The organism is Acinetobacter sp. ANC5681 (assembly GCF_023488045.1).
Taxonomy (GTDB): Bacteria; Pseudomonadota; Gammaproteobacteria; order Pseudomonadales; family Moraxellaceae; genus Acinetobacter.
This window is the reverse complement of sequence record NZ_JAMFKZ010000006.1, coordinates 133,458-152,889: the sequence shown is the minus strand read 5'-3', so window position 1 is coordinate 152,889 and position 19,432 is coordinate 133,458. Positions and strand designations below refer to the sequence as shown.

At 37.9% G+C, this 19,432-nt stretch carries 17 protein-coding genes and 5 pseudogenes; 17 read left to right on the top strand and 5 right to left on the bottom strand.

All coding sequences use genetic code 11. From position 1 onward, the window contains the following. A pseudogene (locus M5121_RS06055) lies at nucleotides 1-114 on the bottom strand (IS701 family transposase); the annotation flags it as partial. Between the two features lie 57 nt (nucleotides 115-171). On the opposite strand from M5121_RS06055, the pseudogene M5121_RS06050 reads away from it, so the two are divergent. The 3 genes and pseudogenes from M5121_RS06050 to M5121_RS06045 all read left to right on the top strand — a co-directional run. After that, nucleotides 172-345 (top strand): annotated as a pseudogene (locus M5121_RS06050) (glutamine synthetase family protein); the annotation flags it as partial. 291 nt (nucleotides 346-636) lie between these two features. Then, nucleotides 637-771, top strand: coding sequence for a hypothetical protein (locus M5121_RS15975; RefSeq protein ID WP_416332998.1), 135 nt, complete (start codon nucleotides 637-639; stop codon nucleotides 769-771). Then, nucleotides 756-995: pseudogene (locus M5121_RS06045) on the top strand (metal-dependent hydrolase); the annotation flags it as partial. The gene M5121_RS15975 and the pseudogene M5121_RS06045, both read left to right, overlap by 16 nt. 202 nt (nucleotides 996-1,197) lie before the next feature. Here M5121_RS06045 and M5121_RS06040 read toward each other — a convergent pair. Further along, nucleotides 1,198-2,316, bottom strand: a complete 1,119-nt coding sequence (locus M5121_RS06040; protein WP_249570641.1) for a Fic family protein — start codon at nucleotides 2,314-2,316, stop codon at nucleotides 1,198-1,200. A 487-nt stretch (nucleotides 2,317-2,803) separates the two neighbouring features. On the opposite strand from M5121_RS06040, the gene M5121_RS06035 reads away from it, so the two are divergent. From M5121_RS06035 to M5121_RS06020, 4 genes are all read left to right on the top strand, one after another. Next, nucleotides 2,804-5,122, top strand: coding sequence for a hypothetical protein (locus M5121_RS06035; protein ID WP_249570640.1), 2,319 nt, complete (start codon nucleotides 2,804-2,806; stop codon nucleotides 5,120-5,122). A gap of 271 nt (nucleotides 5,123-5,393) precedes the next feature. Further along, entirely contained in the window at nucleotides 5,394-6,359 is a 966-nt protein-coding gene (locus M5121_RS06030; protein WP_249570639.1) for a YagK/YfjJ domain-containing protein, read from the top strand. Nucleotides 6,360-6,700: 341 nt separating this feature from the next. Continuing rightward, nucleotides 6,701-8,239, top strand: a complete 1,539-nt coding sequence (locus tag M5121_RS06025; protein ID WP_249570638.1) for an anti-phage dCTP deaminase — start codon at nucleotides 6,701-6,703, stop codon at nucleotides 8,237-8,239. 295 nt (nucleotides 8,240-8,534) lie between these two features. After that, complete coding sequence (locus tag M5121_RS06020; protein ID WP_249570637.1) at nucleotides 8,535-8,849, top strand: hypothetical protein; 315 nt, start codon at nucleotides 8,535-8,537, stop codon at nucleotides 8,847-8,849. A gap of 7 nt (nucleotides 8,850-8,856) precedes the next feature. On the opposite strand, the pseudogene M5121_RS06015 reads toward M5121_RS06020, so the two are convergent. Beyond that, nucleotides 8,857-9,156: pseudogene (locus M5121_RS06015) on the bottom strand (transposase); the annotation flags it as partial. Nucleotides 9,157-9,890: 734 nt separating this feature from the next. Here M5121_RS06015 and M5121_RS06010 point away from each other — a divergent pair. From M5121_RS06010 to M5121_RS05980, 7 genes are all read left to right on the top strand, one after another. Continuing rightward, on the top strand, nucleotides 9,891-10,175 hold the full coding sequence (locus M5121_RS06010; protein ID WP_249570636.1) for a hypothetical protein: 285 nt from the start codon (nucleotides 9,891-9,893) through the stop codon (nucleotides 10,173-10,175). 4 nt (nucleotides 10,176-10,179) lie between these two features. After that, nucleotides 10,180-10,491, top strand: coding sequence for a hypothetical protein (locus tag M5121_RS06005; RefSeq protein ID WP_249570635.1), 312 nt, complete (start codon nucleotides 10,180-10,182; stop codon nucleotides 10,489-10,491). A gap of 35 nt (nucleotides 10,492-10,526) precedes the next feature. Beyond that, nucleotides 10,527-11,150, top strand: a complete 624-nt coding sequence (locus M5121_RS06000) for a hypothetical protein (RefSeq protein ID WP_249570634.1) — start codon at nucleotides 10,527-10,529, stop codon at nucleotides 11,148-11,150. Nucleotides 11,151-11,403: 253 nt separating this feature from the next. Then, on the top strand, nucleotides 11,404-12,447 hold the full coding sequence (locus M5121_RS05995; RefSeq protein ID WP_249570633.1) for a DUF932 domain-containing protein: 1,044 nt from the start codon (nucleotides 11,404-11,406) through the stop codon (nucleotides 12,445-12,447). Nucleotides 12,448-12,568: 121 nt separating this feature from the next. Continuing rightward, nucleotides 12,569-13,618, top strand: a complete 1,050-nt coding sequence (locus tag M5121_RS05990) for a YqaJ viral recombinase family nuclease (RefSeq protein ID WP_249570632.1) — start codon at nucleotides 12,569-12,571, stop codon at nucleotides 13,616-13,618. Between the two features lie 97 nt (nucleotides 13,619-13,715). Then, nucleotides 13,716-14,648 carry a recombination directionality factor gene (locus tag M5121_RS05985; protein ID WP_249570631.1) on the top strand — a complete coding sequence of 311 codons (933 nt, stop codon included), beginning with the start codon at nucleotides 13,716-13,718 and terminating at the stop codon, nucleotides 14,646-14,648. 96 nt (nucleotides 14,649-14,744) lie between these two features. Then, nucleotides 14,745-14,972: an AlpA family phage regulatory protein gene (locus tag M5121_RS05980; protein WP_005402154.1), complete on the top strand. Its 228-nt coding sequence runs from the start codon at nucleotides 14,745-14,747 to the stop codon at nucleotides 14,970-14,972. 53 nt (nucleotides 14,973-15,025) lie between these two features. On the opposite strand, the gene M5121_RS05975 is transcribed toward M5121_RS05980, so the two are convergent. Both M5121_RS05975 and M5121_RS05970 read right to left on the bottom strand, forming a co-directional pair. Then, complete coding sequence (locus M5121_RS05975; RefSeq protein ID WP_249570630.1) at nucleotides 15,026-16,024, bottom strand: NADP-dependent oxidoreductase; 999 nt, start codon at nucleotides 16,022-16,024, stop codon at nucleotides 15,026-15,028. A gap of 54 nt (nucleotides 16,025-16,078) precedes the next feature. Then, complete coding sequence (locus M5121_RS05970; RefSeq protein ID WP_249570629.1) at nucleotides 16,079-16,882, bottom strand: oxidoreductase; 804 nt, start codon at nucleotides 16,880-16,882, stop codon at nucleotides 16,079-16,081. 236 nt (nucleotides 16,883-17,118) lie between these two features. Here M5121_RS05970 and M5121_RS05965 point away from each other — a divergent pair, with 236 nt between their 5' ends. The 3 genes and pseudogenes from M5121_RS05965 to M5121_RS05955 all read left to right on the top strand — a co-directional run bounded on the left by M5121_RS05965 (nucleotide 17,119) and on the right by M5121_RS05955 (nucleotide 19,424). Next, complete coding sequence (locus tag M5121_RS05965; RefSeq protein ID WP_249570628.1) at nucleotides 17,119-18,087, top strand: alpha/beta fold hydrolase; 969 nt, start codon at nucleotides 17,119-17,121, stop codon at nucleotides 18,085-18,087. 41 nt (nucleotides 18,088-18,128) lie between these two features. After that, nucleotides 18,129-18,992: an alpha/beta fold hydrolase gene (locus M5121_RS05960; protein ID WP_249570627.1), complete on the top strand. Its 864-nt coding sequence runs from the start codon at nucleotides 18,129-18,131 to the stop codon at nucleotides 18,990-18,992. A gap of 54 nt (nucleotides 18,993-19,046) precedes the next feature. Beyond that, a pseudogene (locus M5121_RS05955) lies at nucleotides 19,047-19,424 on the top strand (helicase). Nucleotides 19,425-19,432 lie beyond the last annotated feature (8 nt).

Here is a 19,432-nt window from a genome sequence, read left to right as displayed (position 1 = left end):
ATAAGTCTCGGCAAGTTGTGTGCAGCTAATAGAGTTCGGTTCTGTCATGAGAAAGCCCATATAAATGGGTAGAGTACAGGTTGTTGTAGAAGCATGTTTAATTCGTCTGATCACAGATACTTTATAAAGCATTTTAATACTTTTTTGAATCCGTCAATGCGTAAGTCCTAACATTATTTATTGCCAATTGAGCAAATTGAAGCTTTAAAATTATTTAAAAATAACAAGATACTTACAGAATATTTAGGTAAAGAATTTATGGAACTATGGTGCACAGTAAAACAAGCAGAACATCAAAGCGTTCACAGTCAAATCACATCAATTGAAAAGTCTTGGGATATTTAGGCGCATCTATTGTTTTATCTAGCCTTGATTTAGCAAATAACTGCTTTAAGGTCACAAAATATCTTTATAGGACAAATTGAGAAAATACATGAAAAACAAATTGACAGCATGAATAGTAGATTATAATTCAATCATAGTTCTAATTTGGAACTATGATTGAATTTATATCTAAGCTTGTTCAAGGGATGATGTAGCTCTTGTCGGTTTTCTGTTGAATATATGATTTCTTGATGGTCTTGTTAATGTAGTTCAAGCTGTTTGCGTTTTAGTTTTAGGGGAAGGAAAGCCATAATGTTACATAATACAATTACGGTGCGCCAAACGCAGTTTAAACCTGAGAAAATTAAAGCGCACTATACTGAATCTACGCTAATGTCACATTTTCTCACAGCACTATCGATGAGCTTTCCACAGTGGGATTTATAACTAGTACGATTGTGATGACCAGTCATCTTGCCTGGCAAGACCGCAAAAATACCTTGTACTCCGCAGCACAACTTTTAAAAAATGCTCAAACGCTTTTAGGGCTGACTCAAATGACATGGCGTTTACTGCCTGATGATTTAGCATTCTATAAAGCTAGTTTTCATCCGTCTGAGATAGACCAGCAAGATTTACTCACCGAAGTGAAAGGATTATTAGCTAATTAAATAGTTAAATTTATTTTTAAAAATTAATTATTTATCGATTTTTACTTTATTCAAGGATGCGAGTGTTTATATCTCAATTATCTAAATGGTGCGCTCAGCGGGACTCGAAACGTTGATTTATATGGTTGAAAAATAATGAAAATATTTATGCGGTAAGTTGATTTTACCGCAAAATATACCGTAAAAAATAAAAGTACGATTTTTATAATTGAGTATTGATCTGATAGCGAGTATTGCGCCCACCACCTTCCAATTTGATTATACACTCTTTTTCGAGCAAGTCAGATAAGTGACGGGTAGCCGTTGCTTTACTGACTTTAGCAACCTTCTGATATTGTGAGGCGCTGATACCATGCTCAAAGCCATTTTCACCACCATCTAATAAGCGATTCAATACTTTGCGTTGTCCTTCATGAATATCTAAGTTTGAATATTTATGCCAAAACTGACTTTTAAACAATGTTCGATTAATTTGCTTTAATGTCGTTTCAAGGCTGTCATTTAAGGTGTCTAAAAACCAAACAAGCCAATTAGTGATATTGGAATCATTTTTTTGGGTTTGTTCTAATATTTCATAGTAACTTTTGCGTTTATTTAATATAACGGGGGATAGTGCATACAAGCGAATACTCTGTTCATCCATTTGTGCCAAGGCAAGGTCTGTGAGGGTACGTGTAATACGACCGTTACCATCATCAAAAGGATGGAGTGTGATAAACCATAAGTGAGTAATACCTGCACGAAGTAAGGGGTCAAGCAAAGCGTCGGTTAGACTGTTATTAAACCAATTTATAAAGGTTTCTAAACGTTCTTCTAGTCCTTTTCTGGGAGGTGCTTCAAAATGAACTGTCGGATAATCTAATCGACCAGAGACAACCTGCATTAGTTCTGAACCTCTGAGTTGACCAATACGTAAACGTTGCATTGTCCAATCAGGATCATTAAAAAGCCATTGGTGCCATTGCATGAGACGTTTAACAGTAAGAGATTGGTTCACATTGTTAAGTGCATCTAGCATGATATTGGCTAAGCCTTCAGATCTGTCTGAGCTTGGATACGGTTGGTCAAGCGTAACACCCAAACGACGAGCAAGAGAGGAGCGTAATGAATAAACATTCAAAGTCTCATTTTCAATCGCTGATGATGCTACAAGATTGGCAAGTAGAGTATCTAAGGTGAATTGTTCTTTGGCTAAATCATGTTGACTTTGCCCAAGTAGGATTCCAATTTTTTGATGAATCTGTCGGGTCTTAGGCAAGATGATTTCATCTTCCCATGTGAAGTTTACCCAATTGTCACTTTGCCAAATCCAATCTTGCATCTTAATCTCCACTCAGAAGCTTTCCAAGATGAGCTAAATATAGCATACATTCGGCTTATTGAATGAGTTGAATATGGTGCTTAATTAGCTCATTTATATTGATGCAACTCTATCGCATGAGGGTGCAGTATTGTTGAGTTGCTGTATTTTGTTTAGTAAAAATAAACAATAACCACCTAATCCAATTTGTACTCATTGCGAAGCCTATGCTTTGTCTAGCTCGTTGATCGTTCTCTATCCTGCTTTAAACGTATCACACCATCTTCTTTTTGAAAGCTTAGCTCAGGTCTTAAGTTTTCAATAATCCTTAGCTTAAGTAATAGCGAATACAGACAGCTTTGATACATAGATTTGTTCTTTTTATTATTAATTAATATCTTACTATGTAGTGAATTATGACTTAGAAAAATAATGATTTTAATATAGAATAAGTACTGATTAATAAAAGTAATGGCTTATTGTAGTCTTGTAAATATAAGGGATTAACGTGGAAAAGTATCATTATCTTAAAAGAATAACAAAGAGTGATTTATATAAGGTACTTCGCTATAAATATCATTTGTCGTTTCAACGCATAGCAAAAAGAAATCAGCAACATGAAGTTGTTATTTTTAGAGAGACGATTGATCTGTTGGAAAACTATGATCAGTTGTTGCTGATGCTCAAAAATGATCAGGAACCAACACTTGAGGAACTTCCATATTTGACTATTGGGCAGCGTGTAGGGCTGAATAAATGGATTAATTGTCTCAGATATCCTCGTGATGTTTTAACTGAACGGGATCATTTTGATTTTTTTATCTTTAGAAAAATTTCACAATATCTAGGTTTTAATCATGAGCTTGATCAAAGCAATCATGGCCTAATACAAAATTTGAATATGCGCTTAGGGCAAAGTGCAATGAGATTGTGTGTTGATTCTCATCCGCTTGTAGCAAGCGAATTTAAAGATTATGAGCTTGATGTTTTTTTTGATTTTTTAGAAAGATTGAAGCCGAAAGTATTAGCAGACTCTTCTATTGATGAACAATTGGGCTTAGATGTTTATGAGGAACAGTACGAGCAAACATTCAAAAAAACTTTAGATGAACATGAGCAGATTTATGTCTTTTGCTTCGATGTCATAATTTACAGAGACCAGCCAAAGGGGGAGGGTGATTACCTAAAATTGTATTCAGACTATGAGGATAAAATAAAAGCGATCTTGCAGAAAGTTGATGGATTAAACACACTTATTCATTACTTGGTTAAACTGGAACCAAGTCAGGAATTTGGCATCAATCTACATTTTGTTTTGATTCTTAAGGAAACCAAGTACTTTCCTGAAAATACATTTATCCTAAAATTCAAGAAAGAGTTGGCAGGTATTTTTTCTACTTTGTCGGATAAGTACACTGTTAGAAATTGGAATGATGTTGTTCGCAAACACTTTAATAAAAAGGCAGTTGGCTTCATCAAAAAAAGTGATGTAGCGGCCATAAACGAAACTTGGTACTGGATATTTAGCTACTTCTTTGCTGTAGAACAGGTTTTCAAATTTAATTTAGGTTTTAGTGCACATCAAATCAAATATGGATGTTTAGCTCAGCAATCATCATTTTTACCTCTTTCTAAGAATTTAGAGTCGCTATCCAAAGGCTATTTTACCCTCAATGATCTAAGTGAACAGGATACAAAGATATTTGCTCATCGAAAACATTTAGCAAAACCTGTACAGCAGTATTTGAGCTATGCTGACCTTACTTATTCAGAATATCCATATTTGCCAGTTAATGAAGGTGGACATTTAACGATAGGTTATCTGTTGGGGCGAATAGAAGTGTTTTGCGAAACCCTAAAAGCGGTGAAACCTGAATTATTCATTATTCCAAACAAAGTGTTGTTTGGTTTTTTCTCACCTGAAGAATATTCAAAAATGCACACTCGATTGGGTCGGATGTGGTTGAATATTTGTAAAACTTTACTTGATGAACCAAACCTCTTTCAACATCTATCAAGCGCACCATTTCGATCTCAAAACGTAGTGTCCTTTTTAAATTTTTTGCAGGAAAATAGGGATGAGCTACAACAGCTTCATTCCCAACAATTGAATGAACCCGCCATCTTTCAATTAAATGAAAAACTAAGCCTGTTAAAAAATGAATTGGTATACCCCAAAAAATCAACTCATGGTGTTTTAGATGGTAGATTGAAAGACCTTACCAAGTACGTTCGTTATTTGCTAGCCAAAGATGTTTATGTTTTACGTATACGGATTGAATTTACTATCCAAAACAAAAGTTTGAGTCAAGCAGAGCAATCACCGATATTGACTGAACTCTTACGAGTGGGTCAGTCAGCGCAACCGCTATGTTGGCTTAGAGGCTATTTGCTGCGTTGGGATCAATATGACTGTCCACGGCGGCAGAGCAGACAAACCTATGCCGATTTAACCTTGTTTTTTGAATATCAACCCAAACTGCAAGATGTCAATTTGACAGAGATGCTAAAGCAGTATTTGGCTAAATTTATCATACGCTATAGCGAAAAGAAGAAACTGAGGAACTCAGCGAATGAAATACATTACAGCATGCGTAGTTGCAATGTTTTTACTCCAAAGGCTGAGTTAAGGCATGAGGTCTTAAAAATTGAAACCATTGATAAAGACCTTCGAAAAAGTTTTATGAAATACTATTTACCTTATTTTTGCTTTTTGGACTTTTTCATACTATGGGTAGAAATGGGAAATGCTAAGAAAATCAAACGTTATACGAGAGGGCAAGAACCAAAAGCTAAGAAAAATTCAACTCAAAAGGACAGTGAATAGTCATGATCAATGGTTCATGTTTTGCTTGATTTTTTCCTTAAGATTTGACAGTAAGCGTTGAATAACTTTAGCTTTGCTGAAAATGATCAATTTCCTAACATTCCCTAGGATAAATAGATTGAAATGTTTCTATATTTCAATGAATCCTAGGGCATTTTTTTCTCTGAAAAGCTGTAGTAGATATTATATATATGAATTATATAACTAAAGATTAAGAATTAAAAAATACTCAAACACCTGATCTGATGAGCATATTACGGAATTACTCATCATGAACATTCACCAACACACTCTCCATGAACTAAAGCGACTGATTGAAATTGAATCTTTTACTAAAAGGATTATTAATGATGGCTTGAAGAGAAAAGACCTACCTGAACTGGTTAGATTGCTAGATGCTTTTGAACAGATCTATTCCTGTAATCATGTATATGCAGACTACGTTGGTTTATTTGAGTTCTTGGCTAGCTATGAGTTTTATGACTTTAAGCAAATGCAAGATGGTCAATACACCTATGCATCGCTTTTAGAAATCAGTGATTGGTTATTAGATGCTTATAGCTGGTCATTCCAAGTTAATAAGAAAAAGGTCCTGAGTGATCTACGTCAGTATAAGTCTAGTGTTAAGAGGAGATTAGGAAAACTTCGAACAACGGTAGAGATATTATTTCACCGTTATTGCCGTAATCTCATTGTCAGGGTAGATTTGAAGTATCATGTGGATAAACAGCATATGGTTGATATTGAAATGTTTAATCTACATGTTCAAACGCTTCGTAACCGTATGGCTAATAAGCATAAGTGTTTTAAAAACCTGAAACTTAATGCTTGGTGTTTAGAACAGGCTCCACTAGGGAGTTATCACGTTCACTTGTTTTTGATCTACGATGGTTCTGCATCTACTTATGACTGCAAATTAGCTCGATGGATTGGTAGGGTATGGATGGATGAAATCACGGAAGGGCTTGGCTATTATTGGAATTGTCATACGAATAAACATGCGGATGAAGATTTGGAAAACAGTGACACGATGGTAGCTAATACAGAAAACATTCAGCAAAAGGAAAGTTATAAATATCTTAATGGGTTAGGGATGATTAAGCGTGAAGACCCAATAGGATTGGAAAGGCTCAAATCTGTGTATAGCTATTTTGCACGTATGACTGCTGAAAAGATAGATCAACGGCTTAGAGTGCGTGTGAAAGGTATGAGGGCTTTTGGTTGTTCTTCATGTTGATTGATTAAAAGGCTATACATCTCAATACAGTTGGATAGAGTTATACATTATTAGCTAAAACAGTCATTTGAGGTTTTTGAAGGAATTGAGTCATACTCGGCTCAACTCCTATAGGTAAAATTTGGATGTTATACTTGAGTATACATTGTTATTCCCAAGTAGAAATGTCCTACCTAATAACTAAATAATTCTTGTAGTGTACTAAAAATGAAATCCCCTCGGGAATTTCGATCGCTTAAATTAGCAAGTTAACTGTCCGTTTTTACGGGGGGAAATACATTTTTAATACTAATATTTTTCAATATTTTAATTATAATGTAAAAAAATAGAGGGTAATGAATGTGACTATAATTATTGATGATTTATTAAGACTTAATGACGATGGCTTAGAAGAAGTTATTATTGGTCTAGTAGGAGCTGTAGGCAGTAATTTATCTACTGTTCAGAATATCTTAAAAACTGAATTAGAAGATACATTTGGTTTCGACACTTTCATTGTGAAAATTTCAGAAGATATTTTATCTAATCATCCTAACATTAAAGATGTTCCTAACTTCGATATATCAACAAAATTCAAAAGAATTCATTCTTTGATGGATCTTGGTAACAAATTAAGAGAATTTCACGGTGAAGATTATATCGCTTTAGAAGTAGCTCAGAAAATACATGATTTAAGAAAGTCCTATACTGGCTCTAAAAAAAGAGTTGCATATATTATTAACTCTTTAAAACATGACGCTGAGGTTATTTCGTTAAAAAAGCTATACAGTCATACTTTTTTTCAAATTTCTGTATTTGAATCAAAAGATAAAAGAAAGGAAACTTTAAATAATACTGTTGGTATGTCTGTAGAAGAAGCCAACTTATTAATTAAAAGGGATGAAAAAGAAAGTGAAAAGTGGGGGCAAAGAACTAGTGTTGCATTTCCCCGAGCTGATTACTTTTTAAAATTAGATGAAAAATCTAGTATTCATATTAAGAATGCTGTTATTAGATTCATCAAATTAATTTTAGGTAATCCTTATATAACTCCGACTTTTCCTGAATCTGCAATTTATATGGCTTTCATGAGCAGCTTAAGTTCAGCTGACTTATCTCGCCAAGTTGGTGCAGTAATTGCGAAAAATAAAAGCATTTTATCTACCGGTACTAACGATGTTCCTAAGTTTGGGGGAGGATTGTATACACCTGAATATATGGAAAGTGATGGGACAATAGTGGATCAAAATGAAGGAAGAGATTACAAGTATAAGGGTGGTCAAGACTGCAATCATATTCAGCGTAATCACTTAATTGAAGATATTTATGAAGCTATAAATCAAAATTTAGAAGGCATTCTTTCAGAAAATATTCCCAGCCAAAAGCAAGTTTTAGCAGATATTAAAAAAGTTCTTGAAAAGAGCGATATTAAAGATATTACAGAATATGGTCGCATGGTACATGCTGAAATGGATGCCATTTTAAATTGTGCTAGATCAAATAACTCCACAGAAGGTGCAACATTATACGTTACAACATTTCCTTGCCATAATTGTGCAAAACATATTGTTGCTGCTGGGATTAAAGAGGTTATGTTCGTTGAGCCTTATCCAAAAAGTAAGGCTTTAGAATTTCATGAAGATTCGATTTCTCTTAGCAAAGCTAACAATAAATTAAGATTTAAGCCCTTTGTAGGGGTAGGGCCTAGAAATTTCATTAATTTTTTCTCATTAACTTTGGGTATCGGAAGGGAACTAGAACGTAAAGATGATAAAGGCAAAAGTATAGAAAATAAATGGAATCCAAAAACAGCTCAGCTGAGAATCAAAGGAAACCCCTCCTCTTATAAATATTACGAAAGACAAATAATTAGTAAATTAAAGGAAATTAAAGGAAGCTAATCTTTAGTTAAGGATGGAACGTAAATGGGAGATTAAAGCTCTAATTTTTATTGTATTTTTTAATTTTTAGGTGTGTTGTACTTTAAGTTTTAAGCCTAATGCATTCACTACACGATTATACGGACATCCATTAATTTCGTATAACAGCCATTATATTAAATGGACAGTAAATTAGTTGAAGATTCTAATATTTTAATTATATTGAGTTTATCTCTATAAATTTACTATTACTTATATTAATAATCCAGAGGATCATTTAGCTGTTAGCGTTATGAGGCTAACTGGAAAAGATGAAATGGGGGCGAAAATAATTGAAGTATGTGGTCTTAAAGGAACTAGACTTTATCGTCCATATTTTGAGTTATTGGTGCAATTTTTTCAGTACGAAGATGACTTATCCGTTGCGTTAGAGGAATATAGTTTTAAAAGCACAGTTATTACGAAAAGAAATCAATTACTTAGAATCATTGAGTCAATTGAAAGATTACAGTGGCTTATGGACAAAAAGTCTAAATATTCATTTTTTTGTTCAAGCTTTATTTTATCAAGTAAGTCTTATCAAGCTGCTAAGGAGTTAATAAGTAGTTCGTCAGAAGATTGGTTAACCTGAATCCTGTTTAAGCTAGCGCTTCACTCACTTGAATCGTTGGCTTATTTTGATGGCAAAGCTGATAAGCACATAATGATGCATAAATCCCTGCAAAATATCCTGTGACACTTCGAGCTTTGCTTGTTACTAGATTGTATGTTCCTTTGAGCAAGCTAAATAAAGTTTCTATTTTATTCCGCTGTTTTAAGTGATATTCATCTTCTTTTGATAATTGAACCGACTGCATGTTTTTACGATGATATGTAATCAAATCAATGTATTGATCCTTCAGTTTTAATCTTAGTTCTTGACTGATATATCCGCGATTCAGGTTAGTTAATAATTTCTAAAATTAACATCATACGCCTTATACGAAATGCTTAAATTTTTCATATAAGCAGCAATATTTTAGTCTAAGCCGTTTTAGGGTTCAGCGCACTGGAACGGTTTTTCATGATTATTCGCGTTTCACGTCTGATATTTAATTAATATTCCACGGTTTTTGTAATCAGAATCAAAATTTAGAAATTGAGTCATGCCGTTTTGTAAGTAAGCAATAAATATATAGAAATATAAAACAAGCAATTTTCATGTGTCCGAATTGACTTCAATCTCCCTCACTATTATTCTTAGCATGCTGACCTACATTGTCAGTCGGTTTTAGCAGACCGAGCGTATAGCGTATCAGGTACTTATATTCTTCCTGAGTATAAGTCTTGTGCGAAACCTTCTCGTCCCCCTTTGCGGTAGAACGGGAGGGGGACGCGTTCGCGCGTGCTGGTTCTATATGCCCAGTCTGCTAACCCCCTTTCGTTCTGCCACCATAATCAAATAGCAGTGATTCGGTAGAACTTCTTATGCATATAGGAGTCCGTCATGGTCATTCAAAACATCCCCTTACTGTACTGAATTCTATTTCAAACAACTGACTTCTGGCCAAGCAGTTGATGGGATTTATTCGTCTCATTTTATTCATATTCGCACATCTTCCTGACTCGGGAGCATGCGTCGTTGTGTCTTAAATTTTGATTTCAATACAGAACAATACCAGAGGGGAGCTTTATGAAAATTCAAACATTCAGCATGCTTGCTGTATGCCTTTTACCTATTTTATCTGCCTGTTCATCTACGGATGCCAAAGACCGTAAAGCCTATATCGAACAATGCATGTATCCAAACGCTGCCATTAAAACCGCAGTGGAAAGTGAAGCAACCTGTAGCTGTCGCTATGACAGCATTCGTGAACAATACGGCAAACCATTCTTTACTGTACCGATCACTAATGATGAAGACAGACGTCGTTTGGACTTTGCCAGAGGTTATACCGTAGGCAAATGCAGAGGATAGGAACATGCTAAACAAAAAATTACTTTTCATTATTGCCGTTGCGTTGCTTACAGGCTGTAGCTCCAAACAAGAGAAAGCTTGTCAGGAAGAAGCCAATGTGGCTGAAACCGTGATGCAGGCACGTTTGACCTATGGTGGCTTTGCCGAAGCGACTTATATGCTTGCAGGCGATAACGATGAACTGAGAGAACAACTCAGACCCATCATTCATGATGCTTTTGAATATGAACGCGGTGGTACAACGACTTTTGAAAAAACCAAACAAGTCTTCAAAGACAAATACTACCAACAGTGCATGGACAAACCAGCACCTTGATGTGAATGCCTAAGCAATATAGGCAAAGAGGCACAATGAAAAAGATCATGATGTTGGCGACCATCGCCATGTTGACGGTCGGTTGTGAAAAGCAACCAGAAGCAGCACAAGCGCAGAATACCGCAGTGAAAACCGAAGCAGTCAAAGCAAAAGTTCAAACAGACAAACTGACTGAGAAAGAACTACAGGATTTGGAGTCTTTAGAAAAATCACCCAGTGAAGAAACGGCAGCTACCGCAGGCTATTATCTCAGTAATTTAGAAGTGACGCCCGTTGCGGAAATAAGAGAATTCATTGCCAAAGGCTGGGAGGAGTGGGAAACCCTGAATAGACAAGAAGCCGAGAAGGATGCGCAACAAGCGCCATCTGACCAAGGCGATGCCTCCATGCAATATCGTATTGAAGTGAAGAATCAGGTCTTTGGGCCAAACAATGTGGTTGAAACTGCCTATCTACATTTAATCTCATTGTCTGATCGCATTGTTCTTGATCGAGTGGTGGTGAATCGGGGCAACTGTAAAGCGGATTACCGTGATGGTGCCAATCCAATTCTGTACGGTAAAACCATGCGCTTCTTCTTGAATTGTGATCCACGGAATGTCAGAGAGGTGGTTGCGGTACTCAAGGATGGACGTGAAATTGTGATGTCACCGCAATAAGCTGAAGGTAATATTTATTCTACATACGCATCACGTACTATACGGTTGAGTCGTTGAGGCTTTTGAACGGATTGAAAGAAATTTCACTTATATAACATAAAGATGAATCAATACACAGAATGCGTTTATTGAGTCCAATTACACGCAGGGCTCAATAAGCATATTCACAAGACCAATCTGAATCAGGCTGCTGGACTTCATTCCAATCAAGGGATGAAGTCCAGCAGCCTTTTTGTTTATAAGGAAACAATACATGGCACATCAACTTGAACAAATGGCCTATATTGGCGAAACCCCTTGGCATGGCTTAGGCAACCAACTCACGCAAAACCAACCGATTGAAGTCTGGGCACAGCAGGCAGGCATGGACTGGCGCATTGAATCGTCCAATGTTAGCTATATGGCACAAAATGAACGAGGGCAGAGCATCATCATGCCCTATGAGGAACAGCGAGTACTTTATCGTTCCGATACCCATGCACCTTTATCTGTAGTCAGTCAGCGTTATCAGGAAGTGCAACCAATGGAAATCCTAAATTTTTACAAAGACCTGACTGAACAATCAGGCTTTGAATTAGAAACCGCAGGGGTACTTAAAGGTGGCAAGAAATTCTGGGCATTGGCACGAACAGGACAAACAACATCACTCAAGGGGAAAGATGTCAGCAATGGCTATATTCTCTTAGCAACGGCTTGTGATGGCACATTGGCGACCACTGCTCAATTCACCTCAATCCGTGTGGTGTGCAATAACACCTTAGCCATTGCACTAAAAGGACAGAACAGCAGTGCAGGCGTGGTCAAAGTGCCACACAGCACCAAGTTCGATGCCGAGAAAATTAAGCAACAATTGGGGATTTCAGTGCGTGCATGGGAAGAGCACATGTATGAAATGAAACAACTCAGTCAACGTAAAGTCACACAGCAGGAAGCGGCTGCTTATTTCGATGCCGTGTTTAACAATACCAGTCTGAGTATTGCTGAACAGGATGACAGTATTATTCAGTTCTATCGTAATGTAGCGATACCCATTACCCCAACAGCCGAATCCACAAAAGCTGAACCTAATGGACGCGCGATGTCCAAAGTCATGACCATGTTTAATGGGCATGGACGTGGGGCAGAACTCAGTTCAGCCAAAGACACCGCTTATGGCTTATTGTGCTCGATCACAGAATTTGCCGACCATGAACGTCGTGCTATGAGCCAAGATCATCGGCTTGACTCCGCTTGGTTTGGTGCAGGAGCAGGCTTAAAGCAACGTGGCTTAGAACAGGCTTTAAGAATGATTGCCTGAGCTCAAACACTTAAGCTAACCAATTCAACAACCAATTAACCAATACAACTTTAGATACCTCACAGCCACATCTTCGGATGTGGCTTTTTTATGCCCGAAATTTACAAAATAGGAAATCATCATGAATACAGCATTGAACACGCCTCTGAACGTAACACCGAATCCAATGGTTAATATCCATGCCAATCGTCCCAAACTGTTTACCGCCAAACGCTTTGTGGATACCAAGAAACTTAGCCAAGCCGAGTGGTTGGAAGTACGTCGGCAAGGCATTGGTAGTAGTGACTGCGCCGCAGCCTGTGGACTCAATCCCTATATGTCGATGCTGGAACTGTGGATGATTAAAACAGGGCGGATTCAACAATCGATTGAAGATGAAAGCGAGGGACATGCACCCTTGTACTGGGGTAAACAGCTTGAACCTTTAGTGGCTGAATACTACAGCATGCACACCAACTATAAAGTCCGTCGAGTCAATGCAGTGCTACAACACCCTGAACCTGATAAGCATTTTATGTTAGCCAACTTGGATTATTCGGTGGTGGGTGATGCCGATGTACAGATTCTGGAATGCAAAACCGCAGGGGAATATGGCGCCAAACTGTGGCGAGAGGGTGTGCCTTTATACGTGTTGTGCCAAGTACAGCATCAATTGGCGGTGACAGGTAAACAAGCTGCACATATCTGCGTCTTGATCTGTGGGCATGAAACCCGAATCTTTAAAGTGACCCGTTCAGAATCGGTGATTCAACACATCATCGATGCAGAGCGTTACTTCTGGGAATGTGTAGAAAAGGATACTCCACCCGAAGCTGATGCCAGTGAATCGGCAGCCAAAGCCTTACAACTACTCTATCCCGAACATGTACCACTCAGTACCACGGACTTATCTGAAGACAAAATTGCTAATCAACAGTTTGAACAACTGCTACAAGCACGTCATCAAGTTGAAAAGCATCAGGAGCAATTCGATCAACTTAAACACCAACTGCAAGCCAAGATGCAGCAGGCTGAACGCGCAACATTCACCAACGGCTCAGTGACGTGGAAAAAGTCCAAGGACTCGATCAGTTTAGACAGCAAGGCATTACTGAAACAGCATCCTGAATATCTGAGTCAATTTCCACAAAGTAAAATAGGTTCACGGCGCTTCAATATTTATACCGATTAGCCTAAGCGAAATATCCAAGCCCACAAACCAGAATCCCATACCTCAGCGTATGGGATTTTTTTATGCAAATTTCATTTACACAAAAGAGGAAATCACCATGATCAAAGGTTTAGCAATCACGCCACCCATACTTGGCAGAATCAGTATTGGTAAAGTGGTAGAAAAGAATGGTAAACGATTGCCCGAAAAGGATGACCAATTCACCATTACCAGTCAAATTCAAGGCAAAGAAGGCTGGATTAAACATCCATTGGATGAACAACTTCGTGCCAAAGCACAAAACCAAAAGCTCAGAACTATTCCTGTACGAATGATCTTTAATGACCCTGAATTGAATCTAAGAGCAGAGTACAGCTTATTTGATCGTCAGACTGGACGTCCCGTGTGTGTAGGCAATGGTGAAACTTGCCAACGATTGACCAATCAAGGGGTAGAACAACATTCATGTCCGTCACCTGATCTCTGTCCATTGGCACAAGGAGGTCACTGTAAACCTTATGGACGTTTGCATGTCAACTTAGATGAAAGTGATGAACTTGGCACCTTCATTTTTAGAACCACAGGTTTTAATAGCATTCGGACTTTGGCAGCACGCTTGTCCTATTACCATGCAGCTTCCAATGGCTTACTGTCCTGCCTACCGTTGCAATTAACCTTGAGGGGTAAGTCCACCACACAAAGCTATCGTACGCCTGTGTATTACGTGGATTTAACACTCAGGGATGGCGTCAATCTGCAACAAGCGATTCAAGTGGCGAAAGACATAGATCAGCAAAGCAAAACTTCAGGATTTAATCAACAGGCTTTAGATCAGATGGCACGGCAGGGGTATGGCAATGCACGGTTTGAGGTGAATTCAGAGGAGGGATTGGACTTGGTGGAGGAGTTTTATACGGATGAAAGCTCTGAAACGGAGCAACAGCTTGTAACAACAGCGAGAACCAAGGCAAAGCCTAAATTCAATCAGGGTGATGGTTTTGTACAGGATATTCAGAAAGGCTTACAGCAGCATGTACGGGCTGTGAATTAGATCGGGGTGGACGAGATTGGACTCAGTAAAATTTTATTGGACTGACCTATTATCTGAGCGAATCACCGCTCGCATCAATGATCAGGAGTCAACATCATGAATGCGTTCACAGGTCAAACTTTTCAGATGAATCAGATTATTAATTTGAAAGAGGTTATGCTAATTACAGGGTTAAGTCGTGCAACGATTTATAACATTATGGATGAGCGTCATAAGCAATATGATCCAACATTTCCGAAACAGACGAATTTAACAGTTGGTCGTGTCGGTTGGTCAGCTTGGGAAATTAATCAATGGATTGAATCCAAGTTGGCAAGTCGATAGAAGGTGGGAGCCGAGGCTCCCTTATTTTTTTGTTTGAATCTCTGGTTCTCACATTAATCTACAATTTTTAAGATGATTTTACCTTTAGCTCGTCCAGTATTTACGTATTCAAGTGCTTCTTTTATTTTAGAAAAATCATATTCTGTATCGACCACAGGCTTTATCTTTCCTATTTCAACAAGGTGTGAGATTTGAGATAGCTGTTGACCATTTGGCTGCATAAACAGAAATGAGTAGGTGATGTCTCTTTTTTTTGCTTTATTGCGAATTGACCAACTTAAAAGTGGAATGATAAATTTTAATAACCAGTTGGCTTTGATCGTTTCAGCAAAAGCACGGTCAGGTGGTCCAGAAATACTAATAATACGCCCGCCACGTTTTATAACACTCAGTGATTTCTCTAAAGTTTTTCCACCTTGAGTGTCTAAGACAACATCATAGTCTTTTAGTTCTTGCTCAAAGTCCATCGTTTTGTAGTCAATAATAATATCCGCACCTAGTTCCCTGACCCAGCGAGTATTTTTACCACTTGTCGTTGTTGCAACGGTTGCACCTAGATGTTTAGCAAGCTGAATTGCAATTGAGCCTACTCCACCTGACCCCGCATGAATCAATACTTTGTGTCCTGCTTTAACATTTGCAATCTCTACTAATGCTTGCCATGCAGTTAAGGATACAAGCGGTAGAGAAGCAGCATGTTCCATTGGGATATTTTTAGGTTTTAGTGCAAGTGAAGCTTGCTGAACGACTGTATATTCGGCAAAAGCACCATTCAAATCTGTCTTGGCATACACTTCATCACCGACTTTGAACTGAGTAACATTTGAACCAACTTGAGCAACTGTGCCTGCAAAATCATTGCCTAAAATAAATGGAAACTTAATGGGCAGGATTGCTTTGAATTCACCTTCGAGTACTCGTAAGTCAAGAGGATTAATACTTGCTGCATGAACCTTAACAAGTACGGCATTTTCTGTAATAGATGGTTCAGGCTGTACATCTAGCTGTACGTCTTCGATTTTTCCATAACGTTTAATGTAGGCTGCTTTCATTTGGGACCTCTATATATTTCTTTTTTGATAATTAGAAATGGATGTATTGAAGGGTTAGACTTTCAAACTTCGCTGAATCAATGTGTCAAAGAGATTTACAGGCGCAAATCGTCTTAGGTTTTTTAATCGCTTTGCAGTTTTACCTGCGGTATAGCGCGAAAGTATCTGTGGGCTATTGATTACTTTTAAAATAGTTTGGGCAACAACATCAGGACTGCCTGATTTATTTATTGATTTTATCATTTGTTGATGTAGCTTCTTGCGAATGTGGTCATACGCTAAGATTTTTGCATCTGCTTCAAGTAAGTTTATGCCTAATGACGTTTTAGTGTAAGCAGGTTCAATCAATGAAACACGAATCCCTTGTGTCCTCAGCTCATGATCCAAAGACTCTGAATAACCTTCAAGTGCATGTTTTGACGCAGAATAAAGCGCACCAAACGGCATGGGCAGAAGTCCTAAAATAGAACTAATATTCAGGATAAGTCCTGATTTCTGTTGACGCATAATAGGGATCACTGCACGGATCATTCTGACAGCACCAAAAAAATTGGTATCAAAAATAGCTTGAGCTTGTTGCATCGAACTTTCTTCAGCACCAGCGGGTGCGATTGCAAATCCAGCATTATTGATCAAAACATCAATTCGACCTTCATTTTCAAGAACTTGCTCTACTGCATGAGTGACTGATTCATTGTTATTTACATCTAGTTCAATTAGATGAAATTTATATTGAGCAGCATTAGTTATATCTCTACTCGTACCATAAACAATAAAACCAGACTCAAGTAATCGTTCTGCCGTTGCTAAACCAATGCCAGAAGATGCACCTGTAATAAGAACTATTTTACTCGTCATACCAAATTTCCCACTCGTAGTGTGTAGGTGATTGGGCAACCAATTTCACCGTGATGTTTTGATCATAATCTAAAATTAAAATAGTTACTACTAAAAAGATAGTGACAATGTGTTTTTGCTGATGTATGGTTAATATTAAATTGATACTGACCTTGTTTTTATTCTCTTTACACAGGGGATAATTCATAAAACTCAGTGAAATCAGCTTAATGCATTAAATCCGAGGATTAAAAGAAGTGAATTTTGTACTGAATACAATTGCGATGGGATTAACGGTAGTCTCTATTTTTAGCGCACCATCGATTCAAGCAACTGAGATTTCATCTAATATCGTTGCCAATCAGCAAGTTGTTGAAATCCGTCAGCTAGATACAAATTGGAAAAATGTACCGACCCAATTTATTAATGCTGGTGGAATTAACTTCGCCTACAGAGAATATGGTCAAGAAAACAGAGGAACACCTGTCATTTTTCTCAATCATTTGGCTGCTGTGTTAGATAATTGGGATCCACGAATAGTTGATGGAATTGCAGCGAAACATCATGTTGTTATTTTTGATAATCGTGGTATTGGCGCTTCTACTGGCTTACCTGCAAAGTCAATTGAACAAATGGCAGACGATGCAATTACTTTTATCCAGGCGAAAGGATTTAAACAAGTCGACTTATTTGGTTTTTCTATGGGAGGGATGATTTCTCAGGAGATCGCTTTAAAGCAACCTCAATTGATTCGAAAAATGATTTTGTCTGGAACTGGGCCTGTGGGTGGGACAGGAATCAGTATTGTTGGACGCGTTTCGAATTGGGATTTAATCCGTGGCATAGCGACTCGCCAAGACCCTAAAGTCTATTTATTTTTTACGCGTACAGATAATGGTAAAGCTGCTGCAAAAGAATTTGTGCAACGTATCAATGAACGTCGTGAAAATCGTGATAAGGAAATCACCCTTTCTGCTTATCGTGCCCAGCTTAAAGCATTAAAAAAATGGGGAAATAAAAAATCTGTTGATCTCTCCGTCATTCAACAACCCGTCTTAGTTGCCAACGGTGATCATGATCGCATGGTTCCGACAATCAATAGCTATGACTTGGCAAAACGCCTACCTAATAGCAAGCTCATTATCTATTCAGATGCAGGGCATGGTGGCATTTTTCAATTTCATCAAGATTTCGTAAAGCAATCACTCACTTTCTTGGCCAAATAAAATTAGACCCAACCCAATATTTAAAAATTAGGACGATGAAAATGACCACAATTACACACCAAACAGCTAAAACTCAGTTCATTGACGTCAATGGAACAACATTCGCTTACCGTCGCTGGGGGAATACTGAGACAGAACAGCCTCCTTTATTTTTTCTTCAACATTTTCGTGGTGGTTTAGATAACTGGGATCCATTGATTACTGATGAATTGGCAATCGGAAGAGAGGTTATTTTATTTAATGGTCGTGGTGTCGCTTCATCTACAGGTCAGCCACGTACCCGTATTGAAGATATGGCTGATGACGCAGCTTTGGTAATTCAGGCTTTAAGTCTAAAACAAGTTGATGTATTGGGTTTCTCATTAGGAGGATTTCAGGCACAGGATTTGGCACGTCGCCATCCTGAGTTGGTCAGAAAATTAATGCTTTTAGGAACAGGGCCACGAGGTGGAAAGCCTAGAGGCGATGATCCAGATGTTGCTGCTTTAGTCTTAAAGCATGCAACCAGTGCTGTACCATCTGAAGAAGATTTTCTGTTCTTATTCTTTGGTCGGTCAGAGGCTGCAATTCAAGCAGGCCATGATTTTTGGCAACGTCGCCATCAGCGCAAAGATCAAGATCCCGCAAGTTCTGTTGAAGTAATGCAAGCTCAGATTGAAGCCAATATGCATTTTTTACCGAAACTTGATGAACAAGACCCTTTTGCTCATTTGCGCGAGATTAAACAGCCTACTTTTATTCTGAATGGTGTAGATGATGTGATGATTCCAACCATCAATGCTTATCAGATGGCGCTTAATATTCCTAATGCACAGCTATTTATTTATCCAGATGCTGGACATGGTGCACAGTTCCAATACCCAGAACGTTTCGTCAAGCATGCAATACAGTTTCTGGATGAGTAATTCATCAGAATACCAACGCATTTAATTTTTTAAATTGATGAACTGAGAAATAAAATGATGAGATTTAAGTTATTACTATGGATGTTGACGAAATTACTGCAACGGGCTGTGAAAGCCAACCCAAAATGTGCAGCCTATGTGAAAGATAAAAAAGTCACATTTCAAATCCAAACGGCAAGTGGTAAAGGGCGTTATTTTGAAGTCAAAAACGGCAAGATAAACTCTCATGCAGGACAAACCCAATCACCTAGTTTTACTTTTACGTTTAAGACAGGTAGTACAGGCTTTGCTGTGTTATCAGCGAAAGATAGTGTAAATACATTCCTCTCTGCCATCAGAACATAGGATCTTGTGATCACTGGAAACTTTGTAGATGTCATGTGGTTTCAGAGTTTGGTAGATTTTATTCAGCCTCATCCTGAGCCATCTTAATGTTGAGA

Bases quoted from the DNA above. Each gene is read 5' to 3' on its own strand.
- M5121_RS15975 (WP_416332998.1), top strand. From the start codon at position 637: ATGTTACATAATACAATTACGGTGCGCCAAACGCAGTTTAAACCTGAG.
- M5121_RS06040 (WP_249570641.1), bottom strand. From the start codon at position 2,316: ATGCAAGATTGGATTTGGCAAAGTGACAATTGGGTAAACTTCACATGG.
- M5121_RS06030 (WP_249570639.1), top strand. From the start codon at position 5,394: ATGAACATTCACCAACACACTCTCCATGAACTAAAGCGACTGATTGAA.
- M5121_RS06020 (WP_249570637.1), top strand. From the start codon at position 8,535: ATGGGGGCGAAAATAATTGAAGTATGTGGTCTTAAAGGAACTAGACTT.
- M5121_RS06010 (WP_249570636.1), top strand. From the start codon at position 9,891: ATGAAAATTCAAACATTCAGCATGCTTGCTGTATGCCTTTTACCTATT.
- M5121_RS06005 (WP_249570635.1), top strand. From the start codon at position 10,180: ATGCTAAACAAAAAATTACTTTTCATTATTGCCGTTGCGTTGCTTACA.
- M5121_RS06000 (WP_249570634.1), top strand. From the start codon at position 10,527: ATGAAAAAGATCATGATGTTGGCGACCATCGCCATGTTGACGGTCGGT.
- M5121_RS05995 (WP_249570633.1), top strand. From the start codon at position 11,404: ATGGCACATCAACTTGAACAAATGGCCTATATTGGCGAAACCCCTTGG.
- M5121_RS05990 (WP_249570632.1), top strand. From the start codon at position 12,569: ATGAATACAGCATTGAACACGCCTCTGAACGTAACACCGAATCCAATG.
- M5121_RS05985 (WP_249570631.1), top strand. From the start codon at position 13,716: ATGATCAAAGGTTTAGCAATCACGCCACCCATACTTGGCAGAATCAGT.
- M5121_RS05980 (WP_005402154.1), top strand. From the start codon at position 14,745: ATGAATGCGTTCACAGGTCAAACTTTTCAGATGAATCAGATTATTAAT.
- M5121_RS05975 (WP_249570630.1), bottom strand. From the start codon at position 16,024: ATGAAAGCAGCCTACATTAAACGTTATGGAAAAATCGAAGACGTACAG.
- M5121_RS05970 (WP_249570629.1), bottom strand. From the start codon at position 16,882: ATGACGAGTAAAATAGTTCTTATTACAGGTGCATCTTCTGGCATTGGT.
- M5121_RS05960 (WP_249570627.1), top strand. From the start codon at position 18,129: ATGACCACAATTACACACCAAACAGCTAAAACTCAGTTCATTGACGTC.